Source organism: Escherichia ruysiae (assembly GCF_031323975.1).
GTDB classification, from domain to species: domain Bacteria; phylum Pseudomonadota; class Gammaproteobacteria; order Enterobacterales; family Enterobacteriaceae; genus Escherichia; species Escherichia ruysiae.
The window spans coordinates 1,996,122-2,011,038 of the sequence record NZ_JAVIWS010000001.1 but is presented as its reverse complement, the minus strand read 5'-3'; the positions used below and the strand labels follow the sequence as shown (position 1 = coordinate 2,011,038).

General features: G+C 48.9%; 14 protein-coding genes and 1 other RNA gene. 9 read left to right on the top strand and 6 right to left on the bottom strand.

Annotation, left to right across the window (positions count from 1 at the left end; all coding sequences use genetic code 11):
• Nucleotides 1-8: 8 nt before the first annotated feature.
• On the bottom strand, nt 9-482 hold the full coding sequence (gene agaV / locus RGV86_RS09855) for a PTS N-acetylgalactosamine transporter subunit IIB (protein WP_001132990.1): 474 nt from the start codon (nt 480-482) through the stop codon (nt 9-11).
• 21 nt (nt 483-503) lie between these two features.
• Nucleotides 504-1,784, bottom strand: a complete 1,281-nt coding sequence (gene kbaZ / locus RGV86_RS09850; protein ID WP_032226365.1) for a tagatose-bisphosphate aldolase subunit KbaZ — start codon at nt 1,782-1,784, stop codon at nt 504-506.
• Nucleotides 1,785-2,033: 249 nt separating this feature from the next.
• Between kbaZ and agaR the strand changes: the two genes are divergently transcribed.
• A complete protein-coding gene (gene agaR, locus RGV86_RS09845; protein WP_000072176.1) occupies nt 2,034-2,843 on the top strand; it encodes an aga operon transcriptional regulator AgaR in 810 nt (269 codons plus the stop codon).
• Nucleotides 2,844-2,897: 54 nt separating this feature from the next.
• Here agaR and yhaV read toward each other — a convergent pair whose 3' ends face one another.
• The 3 genes from yhaV to garD form a co-directional block, all read right to left on the bottom strand.
• A complete protein-coding gene (yhaV, locus tag RGV86_RS09840; protein ID WP_032221941.1) occupies nt 2,898-3,362 on the bottom strand; it encodes a type II toxin-antitoxin system ribonuclease toxin YhaV in 465 nt (154 codons plus the stop codon).
• Entirely contained in the window at nt 3,362-3,697 is a 336-nt protein-coding gene (gene prlF / locus RGV86_RS09835; protein ID WP_016159726.1) for a type II toxin-antitoxin system antitoxin PrlF, read from the bottom strand. The genes yhaV and prlF overlap by 1 nt, the downstream gene beginning before the upstream one ends.
• Before the next feature lie 148 nt (nt 3,698-3,845).
• Nucleotides 3,846-5,417 carry a galactarate dehydratase gene (garD, locus tag RGV86_RS09830; RefSeq protein WP_032226362.1) on the bottom strand — a complete coding sequence of 524 codons (1,572 nt, stop codon included), beginning with the start codon at nt 5,415-5,417 and terminating at the stop codon, nt 3,846-3,848.
• Nucleotides 5,418-5,961: 544 nt separating this feature from the next.
• Between garD and garL the strand changes: the two genes are divergently transcribed.
• The 4 genes from garL to rnpB all read left to right on the top strand — a co-directional run bounded on the left by garL (nt 5,962) and on the right by rnpB (nt 9,303).
• Entirely contained in the window at nt 5,962-6,732 is a 771-nt protein-coding gene (gene garL, locus RGV86_RS09825) for a 2-dehydro-3-deoxyglucarate aldolase (protein WP_001058058.1), read from the top strand.
• Between the two features lie 29 nt (nt 6,733-6,761).
• Entirely contained in the window at nt 6,762-7,652 is an 891-nt protein-coding gene (gene garR, locus RGV86_RS09820; protein ID WP_024165151.1) for a 2-hydroxy-3-oxopropionate reductase, read from the top strand.
• Nucleotides 7,653-7,748: 96 nt separating this feature from the next.
• Nucleotides 7,749-8,894, top strand: coding sequence for a glycerate 2-kinase (gene garK, locus RGV86_RS09815; RefSeq protein ID WP_085461223.1), 1,146 nt, complete (start codon nt 7,749-7,751; stop codon nt 8,892-8,894).
• 32 nt (nt 8,895-8,926) lie between these two features.
• An RNA gene (rnpB, locus tag RGV86_RS09810) (RNase P RNA component class A) lies at nt 8,927-9,303 on the top strand.
• 464 nt (nt 9,304-9,767) lie between these two features.
• On the opposite strand, the gene tdcR is transcribed toward rnpB, so the two are convergent.
• Nucleotides 9,768-9,986, bottom strand: a complete 219-nt coding sequence (tdcR, locus tag RGV86_RS09805; protein WP_038808901.1) for a transcriptional activator TdcR — start codon at nt 9,984-9,986, stop codon at nt 9,768-9,770.
• A 313-nt stretch (nt 9,987-10,299) separates the two neighbouring features.
• Between tdcR and tdcA the strand changes: the two genes are divergently transcribed.
• The 4 genes from tdcA to tdcD all read left to right on the top strand — a co-directional run bounded on the left by tdcA (nt 10,300) and on the right by tdcD (nt 14,914).
• Nucleotides 10,300-11,238, top strand: a complete 939-nt coding sequence (gene tdcA / locus RGV86_RS09800) for a transcriptional regulator TdcA (protein WP_000104199.1) — start codon at nt 10,300-10,302, stop codon at nt 11,236-11,238.
• 99 nt (nt 11,239-11,337) lie between these two features.
• Nucleotides 11,338-12,327, top strand: a complete 990-nt coding sequence (gene tdcB, locus RGV86_RS09795) for a bifunctional threonine ammonia-lyase/L-serine ammonia-lyase TdcB (protein WP_032226359.1) — start codon at nt 11,338-11,340, stop codon at nt 12,325-12,327.
• Nucleotides 12,328-12,348: 21 nt separating this feature from the next.
• Nucleotides 12,349-13,680, top strand: coding sequence for a threonine/serine transporter TdcC (tdcC, locus tag RGV86_RS09790; protein ID WP_000107715.1), 1,332 nt, complete (start codon nt 12,349-12,351; stop codon nt 13,678-13,680).
• 25 nt (nt 13,681-13,705) lie between these two features.
• On the top strand, nt 13,706-14,914 hold the full coding sequence (tdcD, locus tag RGV86_RS09785; protein WP_085461222.1) for a propionate kinase: 1,209 nt from the start codon (nt 13,706-13,708) through the stop codon (nt 14,912-14,914).
• Nucleotides 14,915-14,917 lie beyond the last annotated feature (3 nt).

The following is a 14,917-nucleotide window of genomic DNA, read 5'->3' as shown; positions in this document are numbered from 1 at the left end:
TGAATCCCTCAAAGTAATTTAAAGAGCTCCACAGCAGGTTCTGTCGGGACGCCCTGAACGAAGCATTCCACTCTGGCGGTTTTCAGATCGTTAAACGCCGCGATATCACCCGCATCTACAGAAACCGTTTTGGTGATTTGCTGCTTGCCATTGGTGTAATGCATATTGCCAACGTTAATGCGACTCACCGGGACACCACCTTTTACCAGCGTCAGGAAATCGGCTGGTGTTTTGCAAACCAGCAGGATTTTCTGCCGGTCAGCGGCGCGATGGATATTGTCGATCACTTTTTGCAACGACCAGAAACGCACGGCGATCCCTTCTGCCAGTACCATTTCCATCAGGTTTTGTTGTACCGGATCTTCAGCAACCTCATCATTGGCTACCAGAACCAGATTTGCCCCCGCAAATCCGACCCACTGAACGCCGACCTGACCGTGAATCAAGCGTTCATCAATCCGGCTTAAAACAATATTTGGCATAGCGTGTTCCTCTTGTTTTGGTTATTGGCCTCCACAGGCTGTGTGGTACTGCGCCAGGATGTCCTGAATATGGTTGATAATGAGCGCCCTCGGCGTTGGTTGTAGCTCGCCGGAGCGAACTTTGACGTATTGCAGCGGCAGATACTGGCTGATGAGCGGCAGCGGAATTGGGGCATCCGCCAGGTTACGAATCAGATGGGCGAAAGCGTTATCAATCTGGCTGTCCGGCCAGTAGTAGCGCACGCGATCTGAGTAGCTGTAACCGCGTGCCAGACGACGTGCGTTGCCGTCACCGTGGTAGTGGCTTTGCCAGTATTCCGGGCGATCGAGCATCACGTTTTCCAGTATCTGACGCAGACCGGAACAGGCTTTCGCTGGCACCAGCTCTTCTTCAATCGCCGCCAGAGAAAACAGGGCTTCACGCAGGGCGAAGGTCAGCGCCGGGCCAACTTTCAGAATGGCAAAGTGGTCGATTACCAACTGGCGCAGCGATTGCGGCGTTTGATAATCGGTAGAGTGAGCTTCGAAAATCAGCGTTTCATAGTGTTCAACCATCTGGCTTAAGGCGGTCGCTTTGGCTGGCTGATAATCAATAACGTTGGTGTGATCGAATTCGACGCCGGGTTGTACTACCAGGGCAATGATGCGTGGCCAGATGGCATTCAGACCCTGCTTTTCAAAAGCGTGACGATGAGCTTCCAGCGTGGCGCGGGCGGCATCCGGCGTGGTGACCGCCAGTTCGCTTAAGGTTTCATGAGCGCCGCCAGGCACGGGCACTTCAGTACCAATGACATACACCAGATCGGCTTCGCCAAAGTGATCGCGGCAGGTTTCTTCCGCGACTTTTGCCAGACGGGCAGCGCGTTCAGCCACGATGTCATCGGTTAAGGGAACCGGATCGCCCTGACAGGACATGCTGCAATCAAGGTGTATTTTTTTGAACCCTGCCGCGACGTAGCTTTTAATCAAATCATCGGCATTGGCCATCGCCTGAGCGGCAGGCAGATTCTGCCAGCGGTTTGGCCCCAGATGGTCACCGCCGAGAATCAACGCGTCTTGCGGGAAATTCAGCGAGTCGGCAAGCTGGCAAACAAAGCCGCGAAAATCGGCGGGCGTCATTCCGGTATATCCGCCGAACTGATCCACCTGATTGGAGGTTGCTTCAATCAGTAACGGCGTTTGGTTTGCGAAGGCGTAGTGGATGGCGGCTTCCAGTACCAGCGGATGCGCGGAGCAAACGGCATAAATCCCATTTGTTTTGCCCTCTTTGTGCTGTCTCACCATTTCTATCAGATATTTCACTTTCCTCTCCAGGCCAGATAACTGCCATTGCTGATCTTTCGTTTTGTTTCAGTTGATACTGCGTCATGGTGAGGTAAAAATAAAACGAAAGGTAATTGTTTTCTGATCTGATTCACAAAAGAAACATAATGAAAGCTTCTGAAACAGGAGTCGCTTGCGTCAACGGGCAAGGTGGGCTTGCATTTGCTTAATAGAACGGTATTAATAATAAAAACGAAATGAAACGAAAGCTTTACGAAAGGATTTTCTATGAGTAATACCGACGCATCAGGTGAGAAACGAGTGACTGGCACCAGCGAACGACGAGAGCAGATCATTCAGCGCCTGCGTCAGCAAGGGAGTGTGCAGGTTAACGATCTGTCAGCATTATTTGGCGTTTCTACCGTGACGATCCGCAATGATCTGGCGTTTCTGGAAAAACAGGGGATCGCCGTGCGTGCGTATGGTGGCGCGTTGATCTGCGATGGCACGACGCTGTCAGTCGAGCCTTCGGTAGAAGATAAAAGCGCGCTGAACACGGCGATGAAACGCAGCGTTGCGAAAGCTGCCGTTGAGTTGATTAAGCCAGGTCATCGGGTGATCCTCGACTCCGGGACCACCACCTTTGAGATTGCCCGTCTGATGCGCAAGCACACCGACGTAATTGCGATGACCAACGGTATGAACGTGGCTAATGCGTTGCTGGAAGCTGAAGGGGTGGAACTGCTGATGACCGGAGGGCATCTGCGCCGCCAGTCGCAATCTTTTTACGGCGATCAGGCTGAACAATCGCTGCAAAATTACCACTTCGATATGCTGTTTCTCGGCGTAGACGCTATCGATCTGGAGCGCGGCATCAGCACGCACAATGAAGATGAAGCTCGTTTAAACCGCCGGATGTGCGAAGTTGCGGAACGGATCATCGTGGTCACCGATTCCAGTAAGTTCAACCGCTCCAGTTTACATAAGATCATCGATACTCAGCGGATCGATATGATCATTGTCGATGAAGGCATTCCTGCGGATAGTCTGGAAGGACTGCGAAAGGCTGGGGTTGAGGTGATTCTGGTCGGGGAGTGAGAAATGGTGCCCGCTGGTCAAAACGGATGCGTTCGGCGGGCATTGTGAACACCATCAATGGGTTTCTTCAGTCTCTCTGGTGAGGGTTTCCCAGTCGGCAGGAGGATGTCCTCTTTTTAACATTTTGCTGAATACGGTATAGGCATCTGTTTTTTTACCGTAGGTGCGCAGCGTGTTTTCATCGTTCATCCATCCCAGAATGATGACTTTCTCTTTTTCGCTGTAACGAAAGAAGAGACGATAACGACCAGCGCCAAATTTTACCCGTGACCAGTCTTTATTTTTCCCTGAGCCTAACGACTTGCCATGACGGAATGCCGGTGATGATGGATTGACCGTGATATGCTCCTCAATAACTTTATGTACTACCGCCAATAACTTTGTGGCGGCTTTTTTCTGATAATTTTCAGGATCTTTCCCCTTTAATGTCTCAACTTCGGCAACTAAAGCGTCGTAGGTTTCCTGAAAGCAGGGATGAGCATATAGCGCCCAACCATTAACCCTTTGTGGAAAATCCATTATTCGTCGTCGCCAATCTCATCATCAATGTTGACGTCCATGCCAGCGACAAGTCTCTTTCCTTGTTGAATTTCGAATGGACGAGTTTTTTGCGGGTTGTTCTGGATATCTGCATCCAGAAAACGCAAAAATGCATTCATAGTATGATCCTCCTGTTCATCTCCCACACGGCACATAAATACTTGCCCACCAGGCAGGATTTCGTAATGAATGCTGTCCAGGCCTGGCTTCAGTTTTAAGGCCTCACGCACTGGCGCGGGGATAGTCGTTTGTCCGCGTATCGTGACCTTTGATTCAGTGGTCAGTACAGCGTTAGAGCGAGCATTAGCGGGCATTGTTCACTGTCCTTTTACAGCCTTTTTTCTGCTCAAATTATAATCTTCAACTAAGGTAATGCAAATGCATTATTAATGAATGACGGGACTTGAAACAATAAAAACATGGCACTAAGGCCATGTTTTGCGAGGCGCGTTCCAAAAGAAATCAGGTCACCGGCGCCGGGTTAAACACCGCCAGTTGGTTATGCAGTCCCCATTGATCCGAGAAGGTTTTCTTCTTCCCGCTGGCGACATCGAGAATAAAGTGGAACAGCTTCCAGCCCACCTCTTCAATGGTCTCTTCGCCGGTGGCGATAGTGCCCGCATTAATATCCATCAAATCAAACCAGCGGTTCGCCAGTTCGGTGCGGGTCGCCATTTTAATGACCGGCACCGCCATCAGACCGTACGGTGTGCCGCGACCGGTCGTAAATACTTGCACGGTAATCCCTGAAGCCACCTGTTGGGTGCCGCAGACGAAATCGCTGGCTGGCGTCGCGGCGTAAATTAATCCGCGTTTGGTCGGACGCTGACCGGGTGACAGCACTTCTACAATCGCGCTTTTACCCGATTTAGCAATGGAGCCGAGCGCCTTTTCCACCACGTTTGCCAGACCGCCTTTTTTGTTACCCGGCGAAGGGTTGGCGCTGCGGTCGGTTTTCCCCATATTGAGATAGTTGTCGTACCACTCCATCTCTTCCAGCAGGCGCTTGCCAACCTCTTCGTTAACAGCGCGCGGCGTCAGCAGATGAATGGCGTCACGCACTTCCGTGACTTCTGAGAACATCACCGTTGCGCCGCAGCGCACCAGTAAATCAGATGCATAACCCACTGCCGGGTTTGCCGTTACACCAGAAAACGCATCGCTGCCGCCGCACTGCATACCGACAACCAGTTCTGAAGCTGGACAGGTTTCTCGCTGCCGTTGATTTAATTTGTGCAGATGGCGCTCGGCAACTTGCAAAATATCCTCGACCATTGACTGAAAACCGACATGTTTTTCATCCTGCAAGCTGACAATACTGGCACTTTCCACTGGAATAGCCGGTACATCATCCGTGCCGATCAGCAGGCGCTCAGGTTGCAATTTCTCGCAACCCAGACCAATCACCATCACCTCACCGCCAAAGTTTGGGTTAAGCGAAATGTTGTGAATAGTACGAATAGGCACCACCGCCGCCGGAGCGTTAATCGCCACGCCACAACCGTACAGATGATTCAGCCCCACCACGCCATCGACGTTCGGGTATTTCGGCAGCAGATCGCGTTCAATGATTTTCACCACGTAATCCACCACGCCCGCCACACAGTGGACGCTGGTGGTGATGCCGAGCAGGTTTTTGGTTCCCACGCTGCCATCGGCATTGCGATAGCCTTCAAAGGTATAACCTTCAAGCGCCGGTAAGGGTTCCGGCACTTTAGTTGCCAGTGGCAGCGTGTGTAATGGCGGCGCTTCCGGCAGTACTACCATTGATTCGTCGATCCAACTTCCGCGTGGGATCGCGCGCACGGCGTAACCAATCACTTCGCCATAACGAATAATTTCACCATTAGCCGGAATGTCCAGCAATGCGACTTTATGCCCCTGGGGAATATGTTCAATTAATTCCAGCCCATCCGGAAAACGCGTTCCTGCTTTCAGGCCATTATCATTAACAATAATTGCCACATTATCTGTGTTGTGAACTTTTATATAAAACGCAGTCGGCGTTTCTTGTCTGATTTCGATGTTGGCCATTATCCCGTTTTCTCCGGTCGCTGGTAATAATAAATTTATGTTGATTGATTCTGATGACAGAAATAATTTTATCTGCGAGATGGAATAAGAGTGTCAGGAGATGAAAAGTCAGTATGTGATCAACATCACTAATTATCGTGATAGCAGGGCAACCGGGGCAGGCAAAGCGTAAATATGTGCATTGGCACGCAGCGTGATAGGCATATGCTCAAAATAATATTTATATCAGACAAACATAATGAGCATTTGCACAATGCCTATTGTTTCTGTGCTGATTATACTCATTGTCGAAAACGGATTTATTATTGTGCAGTGGCCAATATTCGTTAATAGAATATTTAATAAATAGCACTGACCTTTTTGCTATCGACTGAATATAAACATGATTAGTGGGATTGATGAATAAGGAACGCATGTGCCTTTTTAATCTTACTGCCTATTTTTATTGTCATCGAAGAGATTGCCCTCTTTCAATACTGCACCAGGAAGCCTGATTGGCGACATTAAACGTATGGAATTGCAGAAATAAGCAAAGGTATAAGCGATGAATAACGATATTTTCCCAAATAAGTTCAAAGCCGCGTTGGCAGCGAAACAGGTACAGATTGGCTGCTGGTCAGCACTTTCTAACCCAATTAGCACGGAAGTTCTTGGTTTAGCTGGCTTTGACTGGCTGGTGCTGGATGGCGAACATGCGCCAAACGATATCTCCACGTTCATTCCTCAGTTGATGGCTCTGAAGGGGAGCGTCAGCGCGCCAGTGGTGCGTGTACCGACCAACGAACCGGTGATCATCAAGCGTCTGCTGGATATCGGTTTTTATAACTTCCTGATCCCCTTTGTGGAAACGAAAGAAGAAGCGGTGCAGGCGGTGGCATCTACCCGTTATCCACCAGAAGGTATTCGCGGCGTCTCCGTTTCTCACCGCGCCAATATGTTTGGCACCGTGGCGGATTACTTCGCTCAGTCGAATAAGAACATCACCATTCTGGTGCAAATTGAAAGCCAGCAAGGCGTTGATAACGTTGATGCTATCACCGCAACCGAAGGCGTGGACGGTATCTTCGTTGGCCCCAGCGATCTGGCAGCGGCATTAGGTCATCTCGGCAATGCGTCGCATCCGGATGTGCAAAAAGCGATTCAACATATTTTTAATCGCGCCAGAGCCAACGGCAAACCCTGCGGCATACTCGCCCCTGTCGAAGCCGATGCGCGTCGTTATCTGGAATGGGGCGCTACGTTTGTGGCCGTCGGCAGCGATCTCGGCGTATTCCGTTCCGCCACGCAGAAACTGGCAGATACCTTTAAAAAATAACCACCACCGCAACAAGAGAGATGATTGATATGACTATGAAAGTTGGTTTTATTGGCCTGGGTATTATGGGTAAACCAATGAGTAAAAACCTCCTGAAAGCAGGTTACTCGCTGGTGGTTGCTGACCGTAACCCTGAAGCCATTGCTGAAGTGATTGCCGCAGGCGCAGAAACAGCGTCTACGGCTAAAACTATCGCTGAACAGTGCGACGTCATCATAACCATGCTGCCAAACTCCCCTCATGTGAAAGAGGTGGCGCTGGGTGAAAATGGCATCATTGAAGGCGCGAAGCCAGGTACGGTATTGATCGATATGAGTTCAATCGCTCCGCTGGCAAGCCGTGAAATCAGCGAAGCACTGAAAGCGAAAGGTATTGATATGCTGGACGCCCCGGTGAGCGGCGGTGAACCGAAAGCCATCGACGGTACGCTGTCAGTGATGGTGGGCGGCGACAAGGCTATTTTCGACAAATACTATGATTTGATGAAAGCGATGGCGGGTTCCGTGGTGCATACCGGGGAAATCGGTGCAGGTAACGTCACCAAACTGGCAAACCAGGTCATTGTGGCGCTGAATATTGCCGCGATGTCAGAAGCGTTAACGCTGGCAACCAAGGCGGGCGTTAACCCGGATCTGGTTTATCAGGCAATTCGCGGTGGACTGGCGGGCAGTACCGTTCTTGACGCCAAAGCGCCTATGGTCATGGACAGAAACTTCAAGCCAGGCTTCCGTATTGATCTGCATATTAAGGATCTGGCAAATGCGCTGGATACCTCCCACGGCGTTGGTGCGCAATTGCCGCTAACTGCTGCGGTTATGGAGATGATGCAGGCACTACGTGCCGATGGTTTGGGAACGGCGGATCATAGCGCCCTGGCGTGCTACTACGAAAAACTGGCGAAAGTCGAAGTTACTCGTTAATGACGTCGCGCCCGGATGGCGTATTGCAATCCGGGCCTGGAATCCAGGCCGAATAAGAGAAACGCCCTCCGGCGTCATGTGGTAACAGGCACAGGTATGAAAATCGTAATCGCCCCAGACTCTTATAAAGAAAGTTTATCTGCCAGCGAGGTTGCGCAGGCGATAGAAAAAGGATTTCGGGAAATTTTTCCTGATGCACAGTACGTTTCTGTTCCGGTTGCTGATGGCGGCGAAGGAACGGTGGAAGCGATGATTGCAGCTACCCAGGGTTCCGAACGTCACGCCTGGGTTACAGGGCCACTGGGCGAGAAGGTGAATGCCAGTTGGGGGATCTCTGGCGATGGTAAAACCGCGTTTATTGAAATGGCGGCGGCCAGTGGGCTGGCGTTAGTACCGTCGGAAAAGCGTGATCCGTTGGTGACGACTTCTCGCGGCACGGGAGAGTTAATTTTGCAGGCGCTGGAGAGTGGCGCGACCAGTATTATTATTGGCATCGGCGGCAGTGCCACCAACGACGGCGGTGCGGGGATGATGCAGGCGCTGGGGGCGAAGTTAAGCGATGTCAACGGTAATGAAATCGGTTTTGGCGGCGGCAGTCTTAATACCCTGAATGATATTGATATCTCCGGCCTCGATCCGCGTTTAAAAGATTGCGCTATTCGCGTCGCCTGCGATGTCACTAATCCACTGGTGGGCGATAACGGTGCTTCGCGTATTTTTGGCCCGCAAAAAGGGGCTAATGAAGCCACGATTATCGAGCTGGACAAGAATCTCTCTCACTATGCTGATGTCATCAAAAAATTGCTGCATGTTGATGTGAAAAACGTTCCTGGTGCAGGGGCGGCAGGCGGCATGGGGGCGGCGCTAATGGCGTTTCTTGGCGCAGAGCTAAAGAGCGGCATTGAGATTGTGACGACGGCGCTCAATCTGGAAGAACATATTCATGATTGCTCGTTGGTGATCACCGGAGAAGGCCGCATTGATAGCCAGAGCGTTCACGGTAAAGTGCCGATTGGCGTAGCGAACGTCGCGAAGAAATACAATAAACCGGTAATTGGTATTGCGGGTAGTCTGACGAAGGATGTCGGCGTTGTGCATCAGCATGGCATCGATGCTGTATTCAGCGTGTTGAACAGTATTGTTACGCTGGATGAAGCTTTCAGAGGGGCTTATGACAATATTTACCGTGCTTCACGCAATATCGCCGCGACGCTGGCGATTGGAATGCGTAACGCGGGGTGACAAGGGCGCGCAAACCCTCTATACTTCGCGCCGAAGCTGACCAGACAGTCGCCGCTTCGTCGTCGTCCTCTTCGGGGGAGACGGGCGGAGGGGAGGAAAGTCCGGGCTCCATAGGGCAGGGTGCCAGGTAACGCCTGGGGGGGAAACCCACGACCAGTGCAACAGAGAGCAAACCGCCGATGGCTCACGCAAGTGGGATCAGGTAAGGGTGAAAGGGTGCGGTAAGAGCGCACCGCGCGGCTGGTAACAGTCCGTGGCACGGTAAACTCCACCCGGAGCAAGGCCAAATAGGGGTTCATAAGGTACGGCCCGTACTGAACCCGGGTAGGCTGCTTGAGCCAGTGAGCGATTGCTGGCCTAGATGAATGACTGTCCACGACAGAACCCGGCTTATCGGTCAGTTTCACCTCTTCAACAGAAACCCGCCAGTGCAAAACTGGCGGGTTTTTGCTTTTGGAGCGGGCGGTAAGATGAATGACTGTCCACGACGCTATACCCAAAAGAAAGCGGCTTATCGGTCAGTTTCACCTCTTCAACAGAAACCCGCCAGTGCAAAACTGGCGGGTTTTTGCTTTTGAAGCAGGCAGTAAGATGAATGACTGTCCACGACGCTATACCCAAAAGAAAGCGGCTTATCGGTCAGTTTCACCTGTTTTAACGAAAACCCGGCAGTGCAAACTGGCGGGTTTTTGCTTTTGGAGCGAGCGGTAAGATGAATGACTGTCCACGACGCTATACCCAAAAGGAAGCCCAATATAAACACTCTTTTTAGTCACCCCGTGCTCTCTTCTGATAACTTACTTCGAATGGCAATTATTAGTTTTGTGATCCTCAACACAAAATACTGTTCCGCAACCGGAATGCGAGAATAAATCATGGAAAACGATTGCATTCACAAAATGACGTTCTGCAAAAGAGACAATGAATGACGTTAATCAATTGTTCGAGATGATCAATATCTGTATTCGAGATTTTAAAATATTGATAAAATAAATGTTCTATCTCCAACAAATAGCGCAAAAAAATGTGATGTACCGCATTATTTATCTGTGGAAATGATTTATTTATAATAAAATTTGATAACTTGCTAATTAAATTTAACTTAAAAGTCGTCTGCGAAATACACGATAATTGCTTGAAATATCGTCTAAGAGCATTTTTTAATAACAAAAATTAAGTGTGTCGTTATCGCCATAAAATATGGTTATCCCCCCTTGTTTTTTTGATAAAAGTCAGCCTTTGTGTTGATTTTATTTATCTAACTCATTGATATTAAATGATTGTATGCCTTTAAGGATATACCTGGAAAACTAATGAAAGTTAATTTGTGAGTGGTCGCACATATCCTATTCATTGCATTTTGATACACTTCATACCGTCAATGAGGTAATTAACGCGGGTTGTTATGAGCACTATTCTTCTTCCTAAAACGCAACACCTGGTAGTCTTTCAGGAAGTCATTAGAAGTGGCTCTATTGGCTCGGCTGCAAAAGAATTAGGGTTAACTCAACCAGCGGTCAGTAAAATCATTAACGATATCGAAGATTATTTTGGCGTGGAATTAGTGGTGCGGAAAAATACCGGCGTAACGCTGACGCCAGCTGGTCAATTGTTGCTCTCACGCTCCGAATCCATTACCCGCGAAATGAAAAATATGGTTAATGAGATTAGCGGTATGTCCTCTGATGCAGTCGTGGAGGTTTCATTTGGTTTTCCATCGCTGATCGGCTTTACCTTTATGTCCGGGATGATCAACAAATTCAAAGAGGTGTTCCCGAAAGCGCAGGTCTCAATGTATGAAGCGCAATTGTCCTCGTTCTTACCGGCTATCCGCGACGGGCGTCTGGATTTTGCGATAGGTACGTTAAGTGCAGAAATGAAGCTTCAGGATTTGCATGTCGAGCCGCTGTTCGAGTCAGAGTTCGTACTGGTTGCCAGTAAGTCCCGAACATCCACCGGCACCACCACGCTGGAGTCTTTGAAAAACGAACAGTGGGTGTTGCCGCAAACGAATATGGGATACTACAGCGAACTACTCACCACGTTACAAAGAAATGGCATCAGTATTGAAAACATTGTTAAAACCGACTCAGTCGTGACAATTTATAATCTTGTTCTCAATGCTGATTTCTTAACCGTGATTCCCTGCGATATGACTTCACCTTTTGGTTCTAATCAATTTATTACCATTCCGGTTGAGGAAACATTACCGGTAGCGCAATATGCCGCAGTATGGTCGAAAAATTATCGTATTAAAAAAGCAGCATCGGTTTTGGTGGAATTAGCCAAAGAATATTCATCTTATAATGGGTGTAGACGAAAGCAATTAATAGAATCTTGTTAGTTATTTGTTTTTTTATTTAAACATAAATAATCCACCTGCCTTTTTGCAGGTGCTGGTTACGGTTACCTACATATTTAATTCAGGCTAAGAGGTTTTATAATGCATATTACATACGATCTGCCGGTTGCTATTGATGACATTATTGAAGCAAAACAACGTCTGGCTGGGCGAATTTATAAAACAGGCATGCCTCGATCTAACTATTTTAGCGAACGTTGCAAAGGTGAAATATTCCTTAAGTTTGAAAACATGCAGCGTACCGGGTCATTTAAAATTCGTGGCGCATTTAATAAATTAAGCTCCTTAACTGATGCTGAGAGACGTAAAGGTGTCGTGGCCTGTTCAGCAGGGAACCACGCGCAAGGGGTTTCGCTCTCCTGTGCGATGTTGGGGATTGATGGTAAAGTTGTAATGCCGAAAGGCGCGCCAAAATCAAAAGTTGCGGCAACGTGTGACTACTCTGCTGAAGTGGTACTGCACGGCGATAACTTCAACGACACCATCGCCAAAGTGAGCGAAATTGTCGAAACGGAAGGTCGCATCTTTATTCCACCTTATGATGATCCGAAAGTGATTGCCGGTCAGGGAACCATTGGGCTGGAAATTATGGAAGATCTTTATGATGTCGATAACGTCATTGTGCCAATTGGCGGTGGCGGTTTAATTGCCGGTATTGCGGTGGCAATTAAATCTATTAACCCGACCATTCGTGTTATTGGTGTGCAGTCAGAAAACGTTCACGGCATGGCGGCTTCTTTCCACTCCGGAGAAATAACCACGCACCGAACTACCGGCACCCTGGCGGATGGTTGTGATGTCGCCCGCCCGGGTAATTTAACTTACGAAATCGTTCGTGAATTAGTCGATGACATCGTGCTGGTTAGTGAAGACGAAATCAGAAACAGTATGATTGCCTTAATTCAGCGTAATAAAGTCGTTACCGAAGGTGCAGGCGCTTTGGCATGTGCTGCATTATTAAGCGGTAAATTAGACCAATATATTCAAAACAGAAAAACCGTCAGTATTATTTCTGGCGGTAATATCGATCTTTCTCGCGTCTCTCAAATCACCGGTTTCGTTGACGCTTAATTAATTCGTTGAGGATAGGATATGAGTACTTCAGATAGCATTGTATCCAGCCAGACAAAACAATCGTCCTGGCGTAAATCAGATACCACATGGACGTTAGGCTTGTTTGGTACGGCAATCGGCGCCGGGGTGCTGTTCTTCCCTATCCGCGCAGGTTTTGGCGGACTGATCCCGATTCTTCTGATGTTGGTATTGGCATACCCGATTGCGTTTTATTGCCACCGGGCGCTGGCGCGTCTGTGTCTCTCTGGCTCTAACCCTTCCGGCAACATTACGGAAACGGTAGAAGAGCATTTTGGTAAAACCGGCGGTGTGGTCATCACGTTCCTGTATTTCTTCGCGATTTGCCCACTGTTGTGGATTTATGGCGTTACCATTACCAACACCTTTATGACCTTCTGGGAAAACCAGCTCGGTTTTGCGCCGCTGAATCGTGGCTTCGTGGCGCTGTTCCTGCTGCTGCTGATGGCGTTCGTCATTTGGTTTGGTAAAGATCTGATGGTTAAAGTGATGAGCTACCTGGTATGGCCTTTTATCGCCAGCCTGGTGCTGATTTCTCTGTCGCTGATCCCTTACTGGAACTCTGCGGTTATCGATCAAGTTGACCTTGGTGCGCTGTCGTTAACAGGTCATGACGGTATCCTGATCACCGTCTGGCTGGGGATTTCCATCATGGTTTTCTCCTTTAACTTCTCACCAATCGTCTCTTCTTTCGTCGTTTCTAAGCGTGAAGAGTATGAGAAAGACTTTGGTCGCGACTTCACTGAGCAGAAATGTTCACAAATCATCTCTCGCGCCAGTATGCTGATGGTTGCAGTGGTCATGTTCTTTGCCTTCAGCTGCCTGTTTACGCTGTCTCCGGCGAACATGGCGGAAGCAAAAGCGCAGAATATTCCGGTGCTTTCTTACCTGGCTAACCACTTTGCATCCATGACCGGCACCAAAACGACGTTCGCTATTATTCTGGAATATGCGGCGTCCATCATCGCGCTGGTTGCTATCTTCAAATCTTTCTTCGGTCACTATCTGGGGACGCTGGAAGGTCTGAACGGTCTGATTCTGAAGTTCGGTTATAAAGGCGACAAAACCAAAGTGTCGCTGGGTAAACTGAATACTCTCAGCATGATCTTCATCATGGGTTCAACCTGGGTTGTTGCCTACGCCAACCCGAACATCCTGGATCTGATTGAAGCCATGGGCGCACCGATTATCGCATCCCTGCTGTGCCTGTTGCCGATGTACGCCATCCGTAAGGCGCCGTCTCTGGCGAAATACCGTGGTCGTCTGGATAACGTGTTTGTTACCGTGATTGGTCTGCTGACCATCCTGAACATCGTATACAAACTGTTTTAATCCGTAACTCAGGATGAGAAAAGAGATGAATGAATTTCCGGTTGTTTTGGTTATTAACTGTGGTTCGTCTTCGATTAAGTTTTCCGTGCTCGATACCTGTGACTGTGAAGTATTAATGTCAGGTATTGCCGATGGTATTAACTCGGAAAATGCATTCTTATCCGTAAATGGGGGAGAGCCAGCACCGCTGGCTCACCACAGCTACGAAGGTGCATTGAAGGCAATCGCATTTGAACTGGAAAAACGGAATTTAAATGACAGTGTGGCCTTAATTGGCCACCGCATCGCCCACGGCGGCAGTATTTTTACCGAGTCCGCTATTATTACCGATGAGGTCATTGATAATATCCGCCGCGTTTCTCCACTGGCGCCGCTGCATAATTACGCCAATTTAAGTGGCATTGAATCGGCGCAGCAATTATTTCCTGGCGTAACTCAGGTGGCGGTATTTGATACCAGTTTCCACCAGACTATGGCTCCGGATGCTTATTTATACGGCCTGCCGTGGAAATATTATGAAGAGTTAGGTGTGCGCCGTTATGGTTTCCACGGAACCTCGCACCGCTATGTTTCCCAGCGCGCCCATTCGCTGCTGGACCTGGCGGAAGATGACTCCGGGCTGGTTGTGGCGCATCTTGGCAATGGCGCGTCAATCTGCGCGGTTCGTAACGGTCAGAGCGTAGATACTTCAATGGGAATGACGCCGCTGGAAGGCTTGATGATGGGGACGCGCAGTGGTGATGTCGACTTCGGCGCGATGTCCTGGGTTGCCAGTCAAACCAATCAGAGCCTGGGCGATCTGGAACGCATAGTGAATAAAGAGTCGGGATTATTAGGTATTTCCGGTCTTTCTTCCGACCTGCGCGTACTGGAAAAAGCCTGGCATGAAGGACACGAGCGCGCACAACTGGCAATTAAAACTTTTGTTCATCGAATTGCCCGTCATATTGCCGGACACGCTGCCTCATTACATCGTCTGGATGGCATTATATTTACCGGCGGAATAGGCGAAAACTCAAGTTTAATTCGTCGTCTGGTCATGGAACATTTAGCCGTATTAGGCGTTGAGATTGATGTGGAAATGAATAATCAATCTAATTCCTACGGTGAACGTATTATTTCCAGTGAAAATGCGCGCGTAATTTGCGCCGTTATTCCGACTAATGAAGAAAAAATGATTGCCTTAGATGCAATTCATTTAGGCAAAGTTAACGCTCCCGCAGAATTTGCATAATTT